General features: G+C 73.0%; 14 protein-coding genes. 9 read left to right on the forward strand and 5 right to left on the reverse strand.

The window, feature by feature from the left end:
* Positions 1-189 precede the first annotated feature (189 nt).
* From DFJ68_RS18080 to DFJ68_RS02925, 4 genes are all read right to left on the reverse strand, one after another.
* A complete protein-coding gene (locus DFJ68_RS18080; RefSeq protein WP_147431500.1) occupies positions 190-879 on the reverse strand; it encodes a hypothetical protein in 690 nt (229 codons plus the stop codon).
* 428 nt (positions 880-1307) lie between these two features.
* The gene (locus DFJ68_RS02915; protein ID WP_121035026.1) at positions 1308-3626 is read right to left on the reverse strand and encodes a transglutaminase TgpA family protein; all 2319 of its coding nucleotides are present in this window, start codon (positions 3624-3626) and stop codon (positions 1308-1310) included.
* Positions 3623-4870 carry a DUF58 domain-containing protein gene (locus tag DFJ68_RS02920; RefSeq protein WP_121030868.1) on the reverse strand — a complete coding sequence of 416 codons (1248 nt, stop codon included), beginning with the start codon at positions 4868-4870 and terminating at the stop codon, positions 3623-3625. Before DFJ68_RS02920 ends, DFJ68_RS02915 begins: the two co-directional genes overlap by 4 nt.
* Positions 4871-4873: 3 nt before the next feature.
* Complete coding sequence (locus DFJ68_RS02925) at positions 4874-5860, reverse strand: AAA family ATPase (RefSeq protein ID WP_420823668.1); 987 nt, start codon at positions 5858-5860, stop codon at positions 4874-4876.
* A gap of 458 nt (positions 5861-6318) precedes the next feature.
* Here DFJ68_RS02925 and mraZ point away from each other — a divergent pair, with 458 nt between their 5' ends.
* From mraZ to ftsL, 3 genes are all read left to right on the forward strand, one after another.
* Complete coding sequence (gene mraZ / locus DFJ68_RS02930) at positions 6319-6750, forward strand: division/cell wall cluster transcriptional repressor MraZ (protein ID WP_121030870.1); 432 nt, start codon at positions 6319-6321, stop codon at positions 6748-6750.
* Positions 6751-7033: 283 nt separating this feature from the next.
* On the forward strand, positions 7034-8068 hold the full coding sequence (gene rsmH / locus DFJ68_RS02935; protein WP_245963421.1) for a 16S rRNA (cytosine(1402)-N(4))-methyltransferase RsmH: 1035 nt from the start codon (positions 7034-7036) through the stop codon (positions 8066-8068).
* Positions 8065-8721: a cell division protein FtsL gene (gene ftsL, locus DFJ68_RS02940; RefSeq protein WP_147431501.1), complete on the forward strand. Its 657-nt coding sequence runs from the start codon at positions 8065-8067 to the stop codon at positions 8719-8721. Before rsmH ends, ftsL begins: the two co-directional genes overlap by 4 nt.
* Positions 8722-9023: 302 nt before the next feature.
* Here ftsL and DFJ68_RS02945 read toward each other — a convergent pair whose 3' ends face one another.
* Entirely contained in the window at positions 9024-9296 is a 273-nt protein-coding gene (locus tag DFJ68_RS02945; RefSeq protein ID WP_147431502.1) for a hypothetical protein, read from the reverse strand.
* Between the two features lie 133 nt (positions 9297-9429).
* Here DFJ68_RS02945 and DFJ68_RS02950 point away from each other — a divergent pair, with 133 nt between their 5' ends.
* The 6 genes from DFJ68_RS02950 to ftsW are packed head-to-tail and all read left to right on the forward strand — an operon-like array spanning position 9430 to position 18535.
* On the forward strand, positions 9430-11214 hold the full coding sequence (locus tag DFJ68_RS02950; protein WP_121030878.1) for a peptidoglycan D,D-transpeptidase FtsI family protein: 1785 nt from the start codon (positions 9430-9432) through the stop codon (positions 11212-11214).
* Between the two features lie 11 nt (positions 11215-11225).
* Positions 11226-12893, forward strand: coding sequence for a UDP-N-acetylmuramoyl-L-alanyl-D-glutamate--2,6-diaminopimelate ligase (locus DFJ68_RS02955; protein WP_245963422.1), 1668 nt, complete (start codon positions 11226-11228; stop codon positions 12891-12893).
* A complete protein-coding gene (locus DFJ68_RS02960; RefSeq protein WP_121030882.1) occupies positions 12890-14605 on the forward strand; it encodes a UDP-N-acetylmuramoyl-tripeptide--D-alanyl-D-alanine ligase in 1716 nt (571 codons plus the stop codon). The genes DFJ68_RS02955 and DFJ68_RS02960 overlap by 4 nt, the downstream gene beginning before the upstream one ends.
* Complete coding sequence (gene mraY, locus DFJ68_RS02965) at positions 14602-15684, forward strand: phospho-N-acetylmuramoyl-pentapeptide-transferase (RefSeq protein WP_121030884.1); 1083 nt, start codon at positions 14602-14604, stop codon at positions 15682-15684. Before DFJ68_RS02960 ends, mraY begins: the two co-directional genes overlap by 4 nt.
* The gene (gene murD, locus DFJ68_RS02970; protein WP_121030886.1) at positions 15663-17171 is read left to right on the forward strand and encodes a UDP-N-acetylmuramoyl-L-alanine--D-glutamate ligase; all 1509 of its coding nucleotides are present in this window, start codon (positions 15663-15665) and stop codon (positions 17169-17171) included. The genes mraY and murD overlap by 22 nt, the downstream gene beginning before the upstream one ends.
* A complete protein-coding gene (gene ftsW, locus DFJ68_RS02975; protein WP_121030888.1) occupies positions 17168-18535 on the forward strand; it encodes a putative lipid II flippase FtsW in 1368 nt (455 codons plus the stop codon). Before murD ends, ftsW begins: the two co-directional genes overlap by 4 nt.

Consider the following 18535-nt stretch of genomic DNA (forward strand, 5'->3'; position numbering starts at 1 on the left):
TCCGCGGTACCGGGCCTCTGACCGTGGGGGGGGCCGGAGACGGCCTGGGCCATTGCCCGCGAGGGATTTCGGCTTAGGTCGACACATGCCTGACGACGGCAGAGACCTCGCCACCGAGTTCTGCGAGATCGCGCGGGCGGGGCGACCTCACGGGCGGGGCCCGGGTGCCTTTCAAACCCCCAGGTCAGATCAGGAGACGACCTGCACGTAGTCGGCTGGGGATGTGTTTGCCCCGGCCGCCGAGTTGCCGGCCCAGACGACGTGCCAGTAGCCGCTCTGGGTGGCGGTCACTGTGGTCGAGAGCCAGCCGTCCGATCCGGTCACGACAGACTTCACCGTTGTCCAGGGGCCAGAAGTGCCGGCCCTGAACTGGACCTGGATGGTGCGGTTCGTGTAGTTGACATACCGGTTGTTGTTCCAGTCGGCGATGATGAGCTTGCCCCTGATGGTGATGGGCTTGCCCTTGGTGACCGGCTCCGGGGAGGCGTTGAACGTGTTGTTCCACCCGGCGTTGCGCTTGAGCGTGAAGCCGTTGGTGAAGGTCTTCTCGGTGGTGTCGTATTCGCTGTTGCTGGCGGAAACGATGACGTGGTGGTATCCGGCGTCGGCGTTGTCGTAAGGGTTGAACGTATTTTGCGGCGAGCCCTTGTACACGTAGAACAGGAATCCGCTGTCCTCGGCGTTCCAGTAGGTCAGCGCGCAGCCAGTGGTCGAGATGCCGAAAGTCGAGGTGACTGGAGACAGGCCGACTGTCACCGATCGCGGGGCAAAGTTGGTGATGGCACACGGCGCGTCCGCGGCAGCCGTCGTCGCAGATGCGGTGATGGCAGTGGCGGTCAGTCCCAGAGTTCCGAGGGCGGCATAAAGTCGTTTGGGCATGAAGGCGCTCCCTTGATTGGGGGATCCCCGGCTCGGGTTCGAGTGAGGGTAAAGCACGGGAAAACATGGAAAACGGTGTGGAATTGATGTAGGAGACCACCTCGGCGGCACTTTCCCATTGTCTCGACAGGGCAGGTTCATTCTTCGAGCGAGACGCTCATAGCTGGTCCGCTGTCCACCGCGACTGACCTGTCGTTGACATTCCGTCAGGACGGAAATACCTCATTGGCAGCGCACGAGGAGCCTCATCTGGTGGCGACTGTACTGTCTGGCGCCAGCGTTCGACGGCATATGCCGACATTCTTGCTTAACAGAGGTCAGCAGTGCTGCTCGCTGGTGGCCATGCGGCACCGCAGGGGCGGCATGGCGGTTCGAGGCCCGGCGTGCCGGGGCATTACATTACGGTCGCTCTTCCGCCGGCAGGCCGGTCAGCGGCGGCCCATCACGTCCGTGACTCGCTCGCGCAGCCCTCGCCAGACCGAGACCCCGGCCTCCGGCCACAGCAGCGACCGCAGCCGCGCCTGCCAGGCCCGGCTCCGCCCGACCCGGCGGCGGATGTCACGGATGTCGCGGTGCAGCAGGTCGGTCTCGGTGGCGGTCGTGCGTTCGGGCCGGTCGTAGCGGGCGCGTTCGAGCGTCGTCGTGACCCGGCGCAGCGCCTCGGCGTCCTCGCTCTCGAGGTGCCCCTGGCTGATCCACCGGTCGCGCACCTGCCGCAGCGTGCCCCCACCCGCGTCGGGCAGGCCCAGGTCGTGCAGGTGGGCGGTGAGGTCGTCCCAGTCGATCTCGACGAGGTCCTGTCGCGTCGTGGCGGCCCGCACCCGACGCCGGCGCACGAGGCAGGCGGTGATCGGCATGACGAACAGGGCGAGCAGCAGCACGAGCACCGTGAGGACGACGACGAGCGTGCGCACCGAGAAGACGGACGACAGGGGGCTGTTGGTCTCGGTCACCTGGGTCTGCGCCGCCTCCGCGACCGTGGTGGTCGAGGTCGGGGCCGCGCTGGAGGTCGGCGCCGCCGAGGCGCTCTCGGTGGCCTCGCGGCCGCCGCTGCCTGTGCTCGAATCGTCACCGACGACGGTGTAGGGCGGCGGGTCACCGGCACGCACGCCGGGGGTGGGCTCGAAGCGCAGCCACCCGTAGCCCTGGAAGTACAGCTCGGGCCAGGCGTGGGCGTCGGAGGCCCGCACGACGTTCGTCTCGTCGCCCTGCGTCCCGGGCAGGAAGCCGATGGCCATGCGGGCCGGGATCCCCTGGGCCCGGGCCATCATGATCATCGCCGTGGCGAACTGCGTGCAGTAGCCGATGCGGCGCTCGTAGAACGTGCGGATCGGCTCCACGATGCGCCCGGCCTCGTCGCGCAGGGGCTCCCCGAGGTCGAGGCTGTACTGGTAGCGCGAGCTGCGCAGGTGGTCCTGGATGCGGATGGCCTTGTCGAGCGGGTTGTCGGCGTCGCCCACGACCTCCCTCGACCACGAGTCGACGAGGTCGCGGGCGACGTCGGGCACCGCGAGGTCGTCGGACGTGATGTCGGCGGAGTCGGGGGTGCCCGACTCACGCAGGGCCGTGGCGAGGGGGGCGAGGTCGGCGAAGGTGGCCCGGTAGGTCGCGACCGCCTGCGAGACGCGCACGTCCCGGGTGACCGGGTCGGTGCGCCAGCTCACCGTGTCGGGCAGGGCGACCGAGACGACGGGGTAGGGCACCGCCAGCCGCGGCGCGGCCAGCGTGTTCTCGCTGACGTCGATCTCGTAGGTCGTGCGCTGGTCGGCCGGGGGCAGCGGCGCCGGGGCGTCGGGGCCGCTGCCGTCGTTGCCGAGCGCCGTCCACTCACCGCGCGAGTAGCTGCTGACGGCGAGCACGCGGATGGGGCCGGGCGAGGGGTCGGTCGTCGTGTACTCGAACACCGGCTTGGTGTCGAGGTTGTTGAGGCTGCGGGTGAGGTCGACGGTGTCGTTGAACCCGACGGAGCCGCCGCCCCCGCCGCCCTCGCTGCGACCCAGCCCGTCGGTGAGGTAGCGGGGCGCGAAGTGCGGGATGGCGAGCGGCACGACGAGGGCGAGCACCACCCCGACGAGACCGAGCCGGACCGCCCCCGCGCTGAAGCTGCGCAGCGCCGCGCGGTCGCCGCCGATGTCGACCCGGCCGGCGTCGTCGGTGGCGCTCGCGGTGCCCCAGCGACCGAAGCCGGCGCGGGCGGTCGTGTGCAGCATGAGCAGCCAGATCGCGACCGGCACGACGAAGTAGCGCAGGGCCAGCGCCGCCTGGCCGTTGGCGGCGGTGATGAGGTAGGCCGTCAGCAGGGGCAGACCCGCCGCGGCCGGGCTGCGCCACGTGGCCGCCATGGCGTCGACGCAGATCGCGACGAGCGCGACGATGACGGCGAGGCAGAACGAGACGCCCTCGTTGAGCGGGGCCGGCGCGCTGTAGCGCTGGGCGGTGTCGAGCGCCTGCAGGGCGAGGTCGTTTGCCCCGACGAGCGTCTCCACCGTGGGCACGAGCAGGACGAACGAGTCGCCGACGTAGAGCAGCGCCACGGCGTAGGCGGCCACGACCACCTGCGCCACGACGACGAGCACCCGCGAGCGGATGAGGCCACGCGCCACGACACCGGTCACCGCGACGAGGGCGATCATGAGGACGGATGCCGGCAGCCAGCCGCTGTCGCGGAACAGGCTCGTCACGGGGTAGACGGCCGCGAGGGTCGCGAGCGCCCCGAGCAGGGTGATGCGCCAGCGTCGGCGGGTCATCGCGTGCTCCCGACGGTCGCGGCGGTGAGGTCGGACCACGCGTCGGCCACGGCATCGTGCGGGCCCACCCGCACGGCCCGCCACCCGGCGGCCCGAAGCAGGTCGACGTGCTCCCCGGCCGGGTCGGCATCCGGGGCCTCGCCGAACTCACGGGCCTCGACGACGAGGGCCAGCCCCGTCGTGCCCGGCTGACGCAGGCTCGCGACGCGGCCGGTCGCCTCGCGGTCGCACGGGCCGAGGACGGCGACGACGAAGCCGCCGGCGCCCGAGAGCGCCTGCGACGCCCGAAGGATCTCGTCGCTGCCCGTGTCGTCGTGCTGCCCGGTGAGGGCCAGCACGTCGAGCATCTCGTCGATGCCGAGGGTCTCGGCCGCGCGGGCGCTGGCCACGGTCTCGGCCGTGACGAGGTGCACCGCGTAGCCGGCGGTGAACAGGTGGACGGCGACCGAGGCGACGGCGCTGACCGCCCACTCGAACGACGAGCCCGCCCCGCTGCCGCCGTGCGCGGTCGGCCGGGGGTCGAGCACGACGACGGCGCGACGCTGGGCCGGTCGGTCCTCCTGGCGCACCATGAGGTCGCCCGTGCGGGCGGTCGCCGGCCAGTGGATGCGGCGCAGGTCGTCGCCGTCGCGGTACTCGCGGATGGTGACGTCGTCCTCGCCGTGCAGCGCGATGAGGTGGGCCTGCTCACCCTCGGAGCCCGCGCCCGAGCTGGGGTGGCGGCTCGACCCGAGCGCGTGCACGGCGGGGAGGATGACGAGGTCGCTGCTGCCCTCGAGAACGGCGTGCCGGTTCGCGAGGCCGAACGGGTCCTGCACCTGCACGCCGAGCGGCCCGAGCCGGTGGCGGCCGCGCAGGTGGGAGCGCACCGTGTAGTCGATGGTGCGCACGCGCCCGGGCGGGATGCGCCCGACGACGAAGCGCGGCCGGTCACCGAGGGTGTGGTCGAGCCGCTCCTCGGCGAGGAACAGGGGGGTGGTGCCCGGGCTGACGTTCTCGAACGACAGGGCCACGTGCGCCTCCTGACCGACGGCGACGCGCTCGGGCGAGCTGTGCCGCTCGATGCGCATCCGGGTGCGGCGGGTGCGCACGAGCCCGGCGCTGACGAGGGGGAGCGCGATGAGCAGCACCCCGAAGCGGGTCAGGTCGGGGAAGCCGAAGAAGACGCCGGCGAGCACGAGCGTCACGCCGGCCCCGACGAACGCCCGCCCCCGGGTGGTGAGGACCTTGCGCAGCGCCCGCACGGGTCAGCGGGCCTGCGCGGGCACCGGCACCTGGCGCAGCAGGTCGTGCACGACCTCGGTCGTGGTGCGGCGGGCGAGCTGGGTCTCGGAGGACGGCATGATGCGGTGGGCCAGCACGGGGGCGGCCAGCTGCTGCACGTCGTCGGGCAGCACGTGGTCACGCCCCTCGAGCGCGGCGTGGGCGCGCGCCGCCCGCAGCAGCTGGAGGGCCGCGCGGGGGGAGGCGCCGAGGCGCAGGGCCGTCGTCGTGCGCGACCGGGTGGCGAGGTCGACGATGTACTGGCGCACGGCGGCGCTGGCGTGGACCCGGCTGACGGCCTCGACGACGCGGCTGATCGTCGCCGCGTCGGTCACCGCGGTGAGGTCGTCGAGCGGGGAGTGGGCGCCGTGCGACTCGAGCATCGTCAGCTCGGCGGCCGCCGAGGGGTAGCCCATCGAGATGCGCGCCATGAACCGGTCACGCTGCGCCTCGGGGAGGGGGTAGGTCCCCTCCATCTCGATCGGGTTCTGGGTCGCCATGACGATGAACGGCGACTGCAGCTCGTACGTCGTGCCGTCGACGGTGACCTGCCGCTCCTCCATCGACTCGAGCAGGGCCGACTGGGTCTTCGGCGACGCGCGGTTGATCTCGTCGCCGACGACGACGTTGGCGAAGATGGCGCCGGGGCGGAACTCGAAGCGGCGTTGGTCCTGGTTGAAGATGCTCACGCCGGTGACGTCGCTCGGCAGCAGGTCGGGCGTGAACTGGATGCGGCGCACGGTGGCGTCGATCGAGCGGGCCAAGGCCTTGGCCAGCATCGTCTTGCCGACGCCGGGCACGTCCTCGATGAGCAGGTGGCCGCCGGCGAAGAGCACGGTGATCGTCGTGCGCACGACGTCGGGCTTGCCCTCGATGACCGAGGTCATCGCCCCGGCGAGGCGGTCGGAGACCTGGCGCACGAGGTCGAGGTCGGCCAGCCCGGCGTCGCCGTTCTGCTGCACGCCGGTCACCGGCCCTGTCGTCCGGCCGGTCAAGTCGGTCGTCACGCTGTCCTCCGCTGCCTCGATGACGCTTCGTCGTGCTCCTGTGGGCCGGGTACCCGCATCGGGCGCCCGTCCGTTCCTGATCCTCCCTCACGGCACGCGCCGACGGCTGGTGGGCCGACGGCGCGCAGGCGGGAGCGTCCCCTCCACTCTCCACCACCCCAACGCACTTCGCGCCGCGATCGTTCGCACCGGGTGCCCCGACCATCGCCCGGCACCCGTCAAGCGAGGCGGACGGGCGGATGCCGGGTCGCCGGGTCGATGTCAGCGCCCCACTTCGCTCCACCGTCCTGACCTGCGGCGACGTGCGAGATTCGGACAAAAAACCGGGTCTGGAGCGTTGACGGTGGAGTGAAGTGGAGTAAGGTGGTGGATGTAGGGAAGGCGTGGTGCCGCGAGCGGGTCGACGAAGGGGGTGGCGAGCCGTGTTCCTCGGTACGCACACGCCCCGCCTCGACGAGAAGGGCCGCATCTTCCTGCCGGCCAAGTACCGCGACCGGATGAGCGAGGGCCTCGTCGTGACCCGTGGTCAGGAGCGCTGCCTGTTCATCTATCCGATGGACGAGTTCGTCAAGGTCGCCGGCCAGCTGCAGGCCGCGCCGACGACGAGCCGGGCCGCCCGCGACTACATGCGCGTGTTCCTCTCCGGCGCCTCCGACGAGGTCCCCGACCGGCAGGGCCGCTTCACCATCCCCGCCGCGCTGCGCCAGTACGCCGGCCTCGACCGCGAGGTGACGGTCATCGGCGCCGGCGCCCGCCTCGAGGTCTGGGACAGCGCGACGTGGGCCACCTACCTCGAGGCCAGCGAGCAGAGCTTCGCCGACATCGCCGAGGAGGTCGTCCCCGGCATCGTCTGAGCACCTGCGGGCCGGCCTCCAGCCGCTGCCTTCCCGGGACGACTTCCCCCGCCCCGGGCGGCGGCAGCGGATGGGGACCCGCCCGCAGGTGACCGGGAGACGCGAGAGCGGCCCAGCAGGAGAGCACCACCAGCACCACCAGCACCACCGGTACGACCGGTACGACCAGCACGGCACGAACGGCAGCAGGACACGGGCAGCACGGCACGAGCGCGGCAGGGGCCACGCACGAGAGGGCGAGATGACGGAGCGGGGCGCGGCACAGGGGCGACACGTCCCCGTCATGCGCGACCGCGTCGTCGAGTCGCTCGCACCGGCCCTGGCCGCCCCCGGTGCCGTCCACGTGGACGCCACCCTCGGCATGGGCGGCCACGCCGAGGGCGTGCTCGAGCGCCTGCCTCAGGTCGTCGTCGTCGGCATCGACCGCGACCGCGAAGCGCTGGCGCTGGCGGGGGAGCGCCTCTCCCGCTTCGGCCGTCGCTTCATCCCGGTGCACGCGGTGTACGACGAGATCGACGACGTCGTGGCCGACCTGCACGCCCGCGGTGAGCTCGGGAAGGATGCCGTCGACGGCATCCTCTTCGACCTCGGGGTCAGCTCGCTGCAGCTCGACGAGACCGACCGCGGCTTCGCCTACCGCGTCGACGCCCCGCTCGACATGCGAATGGACCAGTCGGACGGCCCGACGGCCGCCGACGTGCTCAACACCTACGACGCCGACGACCTCGCCCGGGTGCTGCGCGACTACGGCGAGGAGCGCTTCGCCCGCAAGATCGCCGCGGCCGTCGTACGCCGGCGCGAGCAGGAGCCGTTCACGACGTCGGGCCCGCTCGTCGAGCTGCTGCGCCGGGTCATCCCGACCGCCTCCCAGCGCCAGAGCGGCCACCCGGCCAAGCGGACCTTCCAGGCCCTGCGCATCGAGGTCAACGACGAGCTCGCCGTGTGGCGTCGTGCCGTCGAGAACGGCATCGACGTGCTCGCGGTCGGCGGCCGGATGGCCGTGCTGTCGTACCACTCCCTCGAGGACCGCATCACGAAGCGGGCCTTCGTGGCGGGGGCCACCTCGAGCACGCCGCCCGGCCTGCCGGTCGAGCTGCCCGAGCACGCGCCGTACCTCACCCTCGTCACCCGCGGAGCCGAGGAGCCGACCGAGGCGGAGGTGGCCGAGAACCCGCGGGCCGCCTCGGCCCGCTACCGCGTCGCCGAGCGCACTCGGGAGACCGCCGCCCGTGGCGCCGGGTCGTCGCGGCCCCACCGTCAGACCACCAGCCCCACCCGACCGGCGCCCACCCGCCACCCGAAGGGACCCCACCGATGAGCCAGATGACCGCCACGGCCCGTCCGCTGCGCGCCCCTCGACGCCAGGGCCCGGCCCCGCTGCGCGTCATCCCGCAGCGCATCACGAGCACCGGCAACGGCGCCTTCGCCGGGCTCTGCGTCGTGCTGCTCGTCGCCGGGCTCATCGCCCTGCTCCTGCTCAACACCGCCCTCGCCCAGGGCTCGCTCGTGCTCGGCCAGCTGCAGCGCGAGTCGGGCACCCTCACCGACACCGAGAACAACCTGCGCGAGGCCATCGCCTACGACTCGGCGAGCAGCACCCTGGCCGCCACGGCGACGAAGATGGGCATGGTGCGCAGCAACACCCGCGCCTACATCGACCTCTCCAAGGGCACCGTCTCGGGCACGGCCTACCCGGCCACGACGTACCAGAAGTACACGGTCGTCACCCGCGCCACCCCGCCGCCGCGCCTGACCGACACCGACTCCGAGGGCCTGCAGAAGGCCGGCGCCTCGGTGCTCGCCACGGTGCAGCCGACGGTGACCGCGGCCGACCGCGCGGCGGCGAAGAAGGCGGCCGAGGCCAAGGCCGCCGCGGCGAAGGCGGCCACGGCGAAGAAGGCGGCCGACGCGAAGGCGGCGGCGAAGAAGGCCGCCGAGGCGAAGGCGACCGGCTCCGGCGCCACCCGATGACGGCCGGTCCGTCAGCCCGGAGCGCTGCCCCGAGCCCCACCCCCTCCCACCCGGGTGGCCACGCCACGCCGACGGACCGCACTGCCACGCCCGCGGGTGCCGCGAGGGCGACACTGGGCTCCGGTACCCACGTCCAGCCGGACGCACCGGCAGCAGCAGAGACTCGAACGACCCCGGCCAGCAGGTGAACCCGTGACGCGACCCCCCGCCGACGAGCCCCGTCGCCCCGGCGACGACCGACCCCGCCGCACTCCCGGCGGCACGCCCGGCCGGACGCCCGGCCGGACGCCCGGTCGGGCGGCTCAGACCCCCGGCCGCACCCCGCGGGCCGCCGCCGGGACGCGCACCACCCCCCGGTCGGGCGCCCCCACCACCGGACGGGGGTCCGCCTCCGCCGGGTCGGGCGCGAGGTCACCGAAGACGCCGGGCACCGCGAGCACCGCCCGCCGCAGCCCGGCATCCTCGGCATCGTCGGCCGCCCCGTCGTCACCGCGGGCACAGAGGGGGCAGGGGAGCGCCACGCCGCGGCAGGCCGCCCGCCCCGCCGCCCGGTCAACGTCCGCGTCGTCGGGCACCGGCCGCGGTCCCGCCCCCCGGCGGTCCGCTGCGGCACGGCGCGCCGGCAGCACCGGCGGCCCGCGGGGGCCCCGCGGACCCCGACGCCGGCTGCGCATCTCGCGGGCGAACCCCCGCCGCCGCGCGACGATCATGTTCGCCGTCGTCCTCGCGGTCTTCACCGTCTTCGCGGCGCAGCTGCTGCGCATCCAGGCCTTCGACGCCTCGGCCACGCAGGCCGCGGCGCTGCAGAAGCGCGCCGTCACCCACACGACGCCGCCGATGCGCGGGCAGATCGTCGACACCAACGGCGTCGTGCTCGCCGACTCGGTCGAGCGGTACACGCTCACCGTCGACCCCACGGTCGTCGACGAGTACAAGAAGCGGGTCGACGGGCGGGTCACGACGGTCGGGGTGGCCGGCGCCGTCGCCGACCTCGGACCCCTGCTCGGCATGAGCGCCGCCGAGCTGACCCCGCTGCTGACGAAGCCGAAGACGCGCTACGTCATCGTCAAGAAGGAGATCAACCCGACGGTGTGGGCCAAGATCCGCGCCCTGGGCATGCCCGGCATCGCCGCGGAGCGCCAGGCCGAGCGGGTCTACCCCAACGGCATGTCGGCGGCCCAGGTCGTCGGGTTCGTCCGCAACGACCAGACCCCGGGCGCCGGCGTCGAGTACATGCTCAACAGCACGCTGGCCGGCACCCCCGGCAAGACGGTGGCCGAGACGGCACGTGACGGCTACACCATCCCGGGGTCCGAGCGCACCGTGACCGAGGTGCAGAACGGGCGTGACGTCCGCCTCACCATCGACGCCGACATGCAGTGGTACGCCCAGAACGCGATCGCCAAGCAGGTCACCGCGGTCGGGGCCGAGTCGGGTACCGCCGTCGTCATCGAGGTCGCCACCGGCAAGGTGCGCGCCGCCGCGAGCTACCCGACCTTCGACCCCAACGACATCGCCGCCGCGGACAAGAAGACCCTCGGCAACTTCGCCTTCAACGACGCCTTCGAGCCCGGCTCGACCGGCAAGCTCATGACGATGGCGGCGGCCCTCCAGGAGGGGGTGATCACGCCGACGACGGGCGTCATCGTCCCCGAGCGGCTGCCGCGGGCCGGCATCCGGTTCAAGGACAACGAGGCCCACGGCGTCGAGAACATGACGGCCACCGGGGTCATCGGCAAGTCGTCGAACATGGGCACGATCCTCATCGGCGAGCGGGTCAAGCCCCAGGTCATGGAGTCGTACTACCGCAAGTTCGGCGTGGGCCAGAAGACGCCGATCGGCTTCCCCGGCGAGTCGGCCGGCGTGCTCGCCAAGGCGTCCGACTGGAACGCCCAGCAGCGCTACACCCTGCTCTTCGGCCAGGGCTACGCCGTCACCGCCGTGCAGGCCGCCAGCGTCTTCCAGACCATCGCCAACGGCGGCGTGCGCATCGCCCCGTCGCTCGTCGAGGGCACCGTCAACGACGCCGGCACCCTCGTGCCGACGCCCGCCGCCACGGGGGAGCGGGTCGTCTCGCAGCAGACCGCCACCGAGCTCTCGCGGATGATGGAGGAGGTCACGGGCCCCGACGGCACCGCCCGCGACGCCCGCATCAAGGGCTACCGCGTCGCCGGCAAGACCGGCACCGCCGACCGCTACGACGACAAGCTCAAGCGGTACAACGGCTTCACCGCCTCCTTCATCGGCTACGCGCCGGCCGAGAAGCCGAAGTACGTCGTCGCCGTCTTCATCCAGAAGCCCGCGTCGGGCATGTTCGGTGGCGCCCTCGCCGGCCCGGTGTTCAACCAGGTCATGACCTACCTCATCGAGCGCGATAACACCCCGCCCAGCACGCCCTCGGACCTCGACTACCACGTGTGGGCGACGAAGCCCCTCAGCGACGACGACCCGACGGTGCTGAGCGATGCCCGGGCCAAGCGCGACGGGCTGTAGGTTCGGGTGCCGTGCCACACCCGTTGACCCGTCTCCCGGCGCCGGGGCTGACGCTCCACGCGCTGCTCACCCGGCTGCCTGAAGCGACCCCTTCCCCGGGCGACGCCGACCCGCTCGTCACCGGTGTCACGCTCGACAGCCGCAGCGTGCAGCCCGGCGACCTCTACGCCGCCCTGCCCGGCTTCAACGCGCACGGCGCCGACTACGCCGCGCAGGCGGTGCGCCAGGGGGCGGTCGCGGTGCTCACCGACCCGTCCGGGCGTGACCGCCTCGGCGACGAGGTGACGGATGCCGTCCCGGTCGTCGTCGTGGACGCCCCCCGAGGGGCCCTCGGCGGTCTCGCGGCCGAGGTGTACGGCCGGGCGGGCGAGGCCCTCACGATGCTCGGCATCACCGGCACGAACGGCAAGACGACGACCGCGTACCTCGTCGAGTCGGCCCTGCGGGCGCTCGGCCGGCGCACCGGGCTCATCGGCACCGTCGAGACCCGCGTCGGCGACGACCGGCTCGACTCCGAGCGCACGACGCCGGAGGCGACCGACCTGCACGCGCTGCTCGCCCTCATGCGCGAGCGCGGCGTCGACGCCTGCGTCATGGAGGTCTCCAGCCACGCCCTCGAGCTGCACCGGGTCGACGGCGTCGTCTACGACGTCGCCCTGTTCACCAACCTCTCGCAGGACCACCTCGACTTCCACCCCGACATGGAGGCCTACTTCCGGGCCAAGGCCTCGCTCTTCACCCCGGAGCGGTCGCACGCCGGGGTCGTCTGCGTCGACGACGCGTGGGGCGCCCGGCTCGCCGCCGACGCGACCGTCCCGGTGACGACGCTCGCAACCGGCGTCGTGACCCGGCCCGACGGCGACGTCGGGGGCGACGGGGGCGGCCCCGACCACGACGCCGACTGGGTCGTCCTGCCCAGCCCGGAGGAGGAGTCCCGCCCCGGCGCCTTCGTGCTGCACCGGCCCGCCACGGGGGAGCGGATGCACCTCGTCTCGCACCTCGCCGGCACCTTCAACGTCGCCAACACCGCCCTCGCCGCGCTCGCCCTGGCCTCGTGCGGGGTCGGGCTCGACGACGCGGCGGCGGCTATGGCCGTGCCGCCCGACGTCCCGGGCCGCATGCAGCTCGTGGCCGCCGCCGACGAGCACACGCCCGGCAGCCCCCGCTGCATCGTCGACTTCGCCCACACCCCCGACGCGGTCGACGCCGCGCTCGAGGCGCTGCGACCCTCGACCCCGGGGCGGCTCGTCGTCGTCCTCGGCGCCGGTGGCGACCGCGACCGCGGCAAGCGTCCCGCGATGGGCGCCGCCGCCGCGCGACGCGCCGACGTCGTCGTCGTCACCGACGACAACCCCCGCTCCGAGGCGCCAGAGAGCATCCGCGAGGCCCTGCTCGCGGGCGCCCGCGCGACCGTCGACGAGCAGCGCGCGTCGGGCGCTCCGGTGGCGCAGCTCGTCGACGGCGGGGCCCGCTCCGCCGCCATCGCGCAGGCCGTCGAGCTGGCCACGACGGCGGCGCGCACGTCGGGCCTGGCCTCGACCGTGGCCGTGCTCGGAAAGGGACACGAGAAGGGCCAGCAGGTCGGCGCCGTCACCCACCCCTTCGACGACCGCGACGCCGTGCTCGCCGCTCTGCTCGCGGCGGCGGGCGAGTCGGCCCGCGCGGGGAGGACGTCATGATCCCCCTGCGGCTCGACGAGGTGGCCGAGGCCACCGGTGGCGTCGTGCACGGCTGCGACGACCCGGCATCCGTGCTCGTCGACGGTCCCGTCACCACCGACTCACGCGAGTGCGGCCCCGGCGGGCTCTACGTGGCGCGCGTCGGTGAGCACGCCGACGGCCACGACTACGTGCCCGCGGCGCTCGCCGCCGGTGCCGTGGCCGTGCTCGGCTCCCGCCCGGTCGACGGTGTGGGTGTCGTCGTCGACGACGTGCAGGAGGCCTTCGGTCGCCTCGCCCGCGTCGTCGTCGACCGGGCCGTCGCCGGTGGGCTGCACGTCGTCGGCATCACCGGCTCGTCGGGCAAGACGAGCACGAAGGACCTCCTCGCCTCGGTGCTCGCCGGCAGCGGTGAGACCGTCGCGCCCGTCAACTCGCTCAACGGCGAGATCGGGGTGCCGCTGACGGTCTGCCGGGTCACGCCGACGACACGCCACCTCGTCGTCGAGATGGGCGCGCGCGGGGTCGGCCACATCGACTACCTCACCCGCATCGCGCCGCCCGCCGTCGCCGTCGTGCTCAACGTCGGGTCGGCCCACGTCGGCGAGTTCGGCAGCCGCGAGAACATCGCCCGGGCCAAGAGCGAGCTGCCCCGCGCCGTCGCGGCCGACGGCCTCAGCGTGCTCAACGCCGACGACCCCCTCGTGCGCGGCATGGCCGACAGGCTCGCCTCACGCGTCGTGCTCGTCGGCACCGCACCGGATGCCGACGTGCGGGCCACCGACGTCACCCTCGACCCGCTGGGGCGCGCCCGCTTCACCCTCGTCACCGCGGGCGGCAGCCGGCCCGTGACGCTGCGCCAGAGCGGTGCCCACCACGTCGGCAACGCCCTCGCCGTGGCCGCCGTCGCCCTCGAGCTCGGCGTCGGGCTCGACGACGTCGCCCACCGCCTGTCCGAGGCCGTCGCCGTCAGCCGGTGGCGCATGGAGGTGACCGAGCGCCCCGACGGCGTCACCGTGGTCAACGACGCCTACAACGCCAACCCCGAGTCGATGCTGGCGGCCCTCGAGGCGCTCGCGGCCATCGAGACCGACGGCCGGCGCTGGGCCGTGCTCGGCAGCATGCTCGAGCTCGGCGAGGACGCCGACGCCGAGCACGCGGCCCTGCTCGGTCACGCCACCCGGCTCGGCGTCGACGAGGTCGTCGCCGTCGGTGACGGCGCCCGGGCCATCGGCGCCCCGACCTGGTTGCCCGACCGCGACGCCGCCCACGACCTGCTCGCCGACCGACTGCGCCCCGGCGACGTCGTGCTGCTGAAGTCGAGCCGCGACAGCGGCCTGCGCTGGCTCGGCGACCGGCTCGCCGGCACAGGCGAGTACGCCCCGTCGGTCACCTTGTCGACCGACCCGTCGACCGACCCGGCGACCACCACGTCAACCTCCCGGGCCGCCGGGGCGTCGAGTGGCGGGGGCGGTGGGGTACGGCCCGACGACGGTCACGCCCGCGCGGGCGCCGGCCCCGACGGCATCCTCGACGGATCTCGGGACGACATCCTCGACGACGACCGGGGCGAGCGACCGGACGAGACCTCCGGCACGGACCACACGAGCGAACCAGGCGACACGGACAGCGACGGCATGCACAGCGACACGACCAGACCCCCGACGAGCCCCGACGGCACCGGCGACGGCAGCGACACCAGCGAGACCGGCGACGGGGGGAGGGCACGGTGAAGGGCGTCCTCTACGCGGCGGCCTTCTCGCTCGTCATCTCGCTGCTCGGCACACCGGTCTTCATCCGCTTCCTCGTCAAGCGCGGCTACGGGCAGTTCATCCGTGACGACGGCCCGACCTCGCACCACACCAAGCGCGGCACCCCGACGATGGGCGGCGCGATCATCATCGCCGCGACCGTCGGCGCCTACGCGCTCGCGCACCTCTTCACCCTCAACCCACCCTCGGCGAGCGGCCTGCTCGTGCTGTTCCTCATGGTGGGCCTCGGGCTCGTGGGCTTCCTCGACGACTTCATCAAGATCAGCAAGCAGCGCAGCCTCGGGCTGCGCTCGAAGCAGAAGCTCGCGGGGCAGACGCTCGTCGGCGTCATCTTCGCAGGACTCGCGCTGCAGTTCCCGAACGACCAGTACCGCACGCCCGCCTCGCCGTTCATCTCCTTCGTGCGCGACACGAACATCAGCCTCGCCTTCGCCGGCACCATCGTCGGCACGCTGCTGTTCATCGCCTGGGCCAACCTCATGATCGCCGGCACCTCGAACGGGGTGAACCTCACCGACGGCCTCGACGGGCTCGCCACCGGCGTCTCGACGATGGTCTTCGGCGCCTACGTGCTCATCAGCCTCTGGACGTACAACCAGAACTGCCAGACCAACCCGGGCATCAAGTGCTACGAGGTGCGCGACTCGCACGACCTCGCGCTCATCGCCGCCGCCGGCATGGGCGCCTGCTTCGGGTTCCTCTGGTGGAACGCGACGCCGGCCAAGATCTTCATGGGTGACACCGGCTCGCTCGCCCTCGGCGGCGCGCTCGCCGGCCTCGCCATCACGACCCGCACCGAGCTGCTCATCATCATCCTCGGCGGCCTGTTCGTGCTCGAGACGCTGTCGGTCATCATGCAGGTGGCCTCGTTCAAGACGACCGGTAAACGCATCTTCAGGATCGCGCCGATCCACCACCACTTCGAGATGGTGGGGTGGAACGAGGTGACCGTCGTCGTCCGGTTCTGGATCATCGCCGGCCTCTTCGTGGCGCTCGGGCTCGGCATCTTCTACGCCGAATGGGTGGTGGGCTCCCAGTGACCGTCTTCGACCCGTCCTACGAGCCGCGCGAGGGCCTGACGCACCGCGACGCCGACTGGTCGGGGCTGTCGGTGCTCGTCGTCGGTCTCGGTGTCTCGGGGTTCGCCGCCGCCGACGCCCTCGCCGAGCGTGGCGCCCGGGTGGTCGCGGTCTCCCGCGACAGCACCGACGCCATCACCGAGCGCGCCACCATCCTCGACATCCTCGGGGTCGACGTGCGACTCGGGGCCGAGCACGTCGTCGACGTGCCCGAGGGCACCGAGCTCGTCGTCACCTCACCCGGCGTGCCCCCGCACGACCCGCTCATGCTCTCGGCCGCCACCCGTGGCGTGCCGGTGTGGGGCGAGGTCGAGCTGGCCTGGCGGATGCGGGCCCGCGAGGGCGCGGCGCCGTGGCTCACCGTGACCGGCACCAACGGCAAGACGACGACGGTACGCATGCTCGCCTCGATCCTGCAGCACGCCGGGCTGCGGGCGACCGCGGCCGGCAACGTCGGCACGCCCCTGCTCGAGGCCGTGCTGCATCCCGAGCCCTACGACGTGCTCGCCGTCGAGCTGTCGAGCTTCCAGCTGCACTGGCAGCGGTCGGTCTCGGCCGTGGCGTCGGCCGTGCTCAACGTCGCGCCCGACCACCTCGACTGGCACGGCGGCTACGCCGAGTACCTGCGGGCCAAGGGCCGCATCTACGACAACACCCACCTCGCCTGTGTCTACAACGTCGCCGACGTCCAGACCGAGCAGCTGGTGATGGACGCCGAGGTGGTCGACGGATGCCGGGCGGTCGGCTTCACGATGGGCATCCCCGCCCCCTCGATGATCGGCATCGTCGACGACGTCCTCGCCGACCGCGCCTTCGTCGAGCAGCGCCAGCGCTCGGCCGCCGAGCTGTGCACCGTCGCCGACCTGCAGGGCGACGGCCCGCCGGTACCGCCCCACGTCGTGGCCAACGCCCTCGCCGCCGCGGCGCTGGCCCGTGCCTACGGTGTCGGGCCGATCGCCGTGCGCGACGGGCTCCGGGCCTTCCGGCCCGAGCGGCACCGCATCGCCGAGCTCGCCACGGTGCGCGGGGTGCGCTACGTCAACGACTCCAAGGCGACCAACCCGCACGCCGCTGCGGCCGCCCTCGGCTCGTTCGACTCGGTCGTCTGGGTCGCCGGCGGGCTGCTCAAGGGAGCCGACGTCGACGCCCTCGTCGAGGAGATGGCCTCGCGCCTGCGCGGTGTCGTGCTCATCGGACGCGACCGCGAGCAGATCGCCCAAGCCCTCGAGCGACACGCGCCGGATGTCCCCGTCGTCGACATCGCCGACACCGAGACTGGGGTCATGGATCTCGTCGTCGCGCAGGCCGCGCGCCTCGCGCAGCCCGGGGACGTCGTGCTGCTCGCCCCGGCCGCGGCGTCGATGGACATGTTCACCGACTACGGGGCCCGTGGTGACGCCTTCGAGGAGGCAGTCCGGCGGCTCGCCCTCGCGGGTGACGACGAGTGACGACGACGACACGCGGCACCCGCCGCCCGGCATCGGCCACCGGTACCCGACCCGCGGCACCCCGCACGACGGCCGGTCGTGCCGGTGCTGTCGGTTCCGCCGGTGACGACGCCCGCCCGCTCATCGGGCGGCTCGAGTCGCCGCTGACGACGTACTACCTCATCCTCGGCTCCACGGTGACGCTCGTCGTCTTCGGGCTCGTCATGGTCTTCTCCGCCTCCAGCGTCGAGCAGCTGCTGTCCGACCAGGCCTCGTACGGCATCTTCGTGCGGCAGCTCTCGTTCGCGGTCGTCGGCGGCGTCGGGGCCTGGCTCGCGATGCGGCTGTCGGTGACGACGTGGCGACGCCTCTCGGCACCGCTGCTCATCGCCGTGCTCCTCATGCAGGCGCTCGTGCTCGTGCCCGGCCTCGGGGTGTCGGTCAACGGCAACCGCAACTGGCTCGCGGTCGGCCCGATCCAGTTCCAGCCCAGCGAGTTCGCCAAGGTCGCGCTCATCCTCGTCGGGGCCCTCATCTTCGCCAACAAGGGCGCCCTCGTCGCGCGGGCGTCGCACGTGCTCGTGCCCTACGTCGTGCCCGTCGTCGCCCTCGTGATCGCCCTCGTGCTCGCCGGCCACGACCTCGGCACCGCCATGGTGCTGCTCGTCATCGTCGGTGCCGTGCTCGCCGTCGCGGGCGCCCCGACGTGGCTGTTCGGCGCGGGCGCCACCGTGGGGCTCGCGGGCGTCGCGTACATGGTCGCCACGAGCAGCAACCGCATGGACCGCATCACCCGCTTCATGTCGCCGGAGTGCCAGACCGACCCCGACGGCTGGTGCGGCCAGTCGGTGCACGGCATGTACGCGCTCGCCGACGGCGGCTGGTGGGGCGTCGGGCTCGGCGCCTCCAAGGAGAAGTGGGAGTGGCTCTCGGAGGCCCACAACGACTTCATCTTCGCCATCATCGGCGAGGAGCTCGGGCTGCCCGGCACCCTCATGGTGCTCGTCCTCTTCGGCGTCCTCGCCTGGGCCTGCTACCGCCTCGTCAAGCGCACCCAGGACCGTTTCGTGCGCATCGCGACGGCCGGCATCATGGCGTGGCTGCTCGGGCAGGCCATCATCAACATCGGCTCGGTCATCGGCCTGTTCCCCGTCGTCGGGGTCCCGCTGCCGCTCGTGTCGGCCGGTGGGTCCTCGCTCATCACGACGATCGTCGCCCTCGGCATCCTGCTGTCCTTCGCGCGCCACGAGCCCGGATGCCGCGAGCTGCTGGCCGCGCGCCCCGGGGTGCTCTCCCGCTCGCTGGCCGTGCTGCCGCGGCGGGCCCCCCGCGCCGCCCGTCGTGACGGGGCCGGCGGGTCCGACCGCCCCGACCGGAGCCGGTGA

This window comes from Terracoccus luteus, assembly GCF_003635045.1.
Taxonomy (GTDB): domain Bacteria; phylum Actinomycetota; class Actinomycetes; order Actinomycetales; family Dermatophilaceae; genus Terracoccus; species Terracoccus luteus.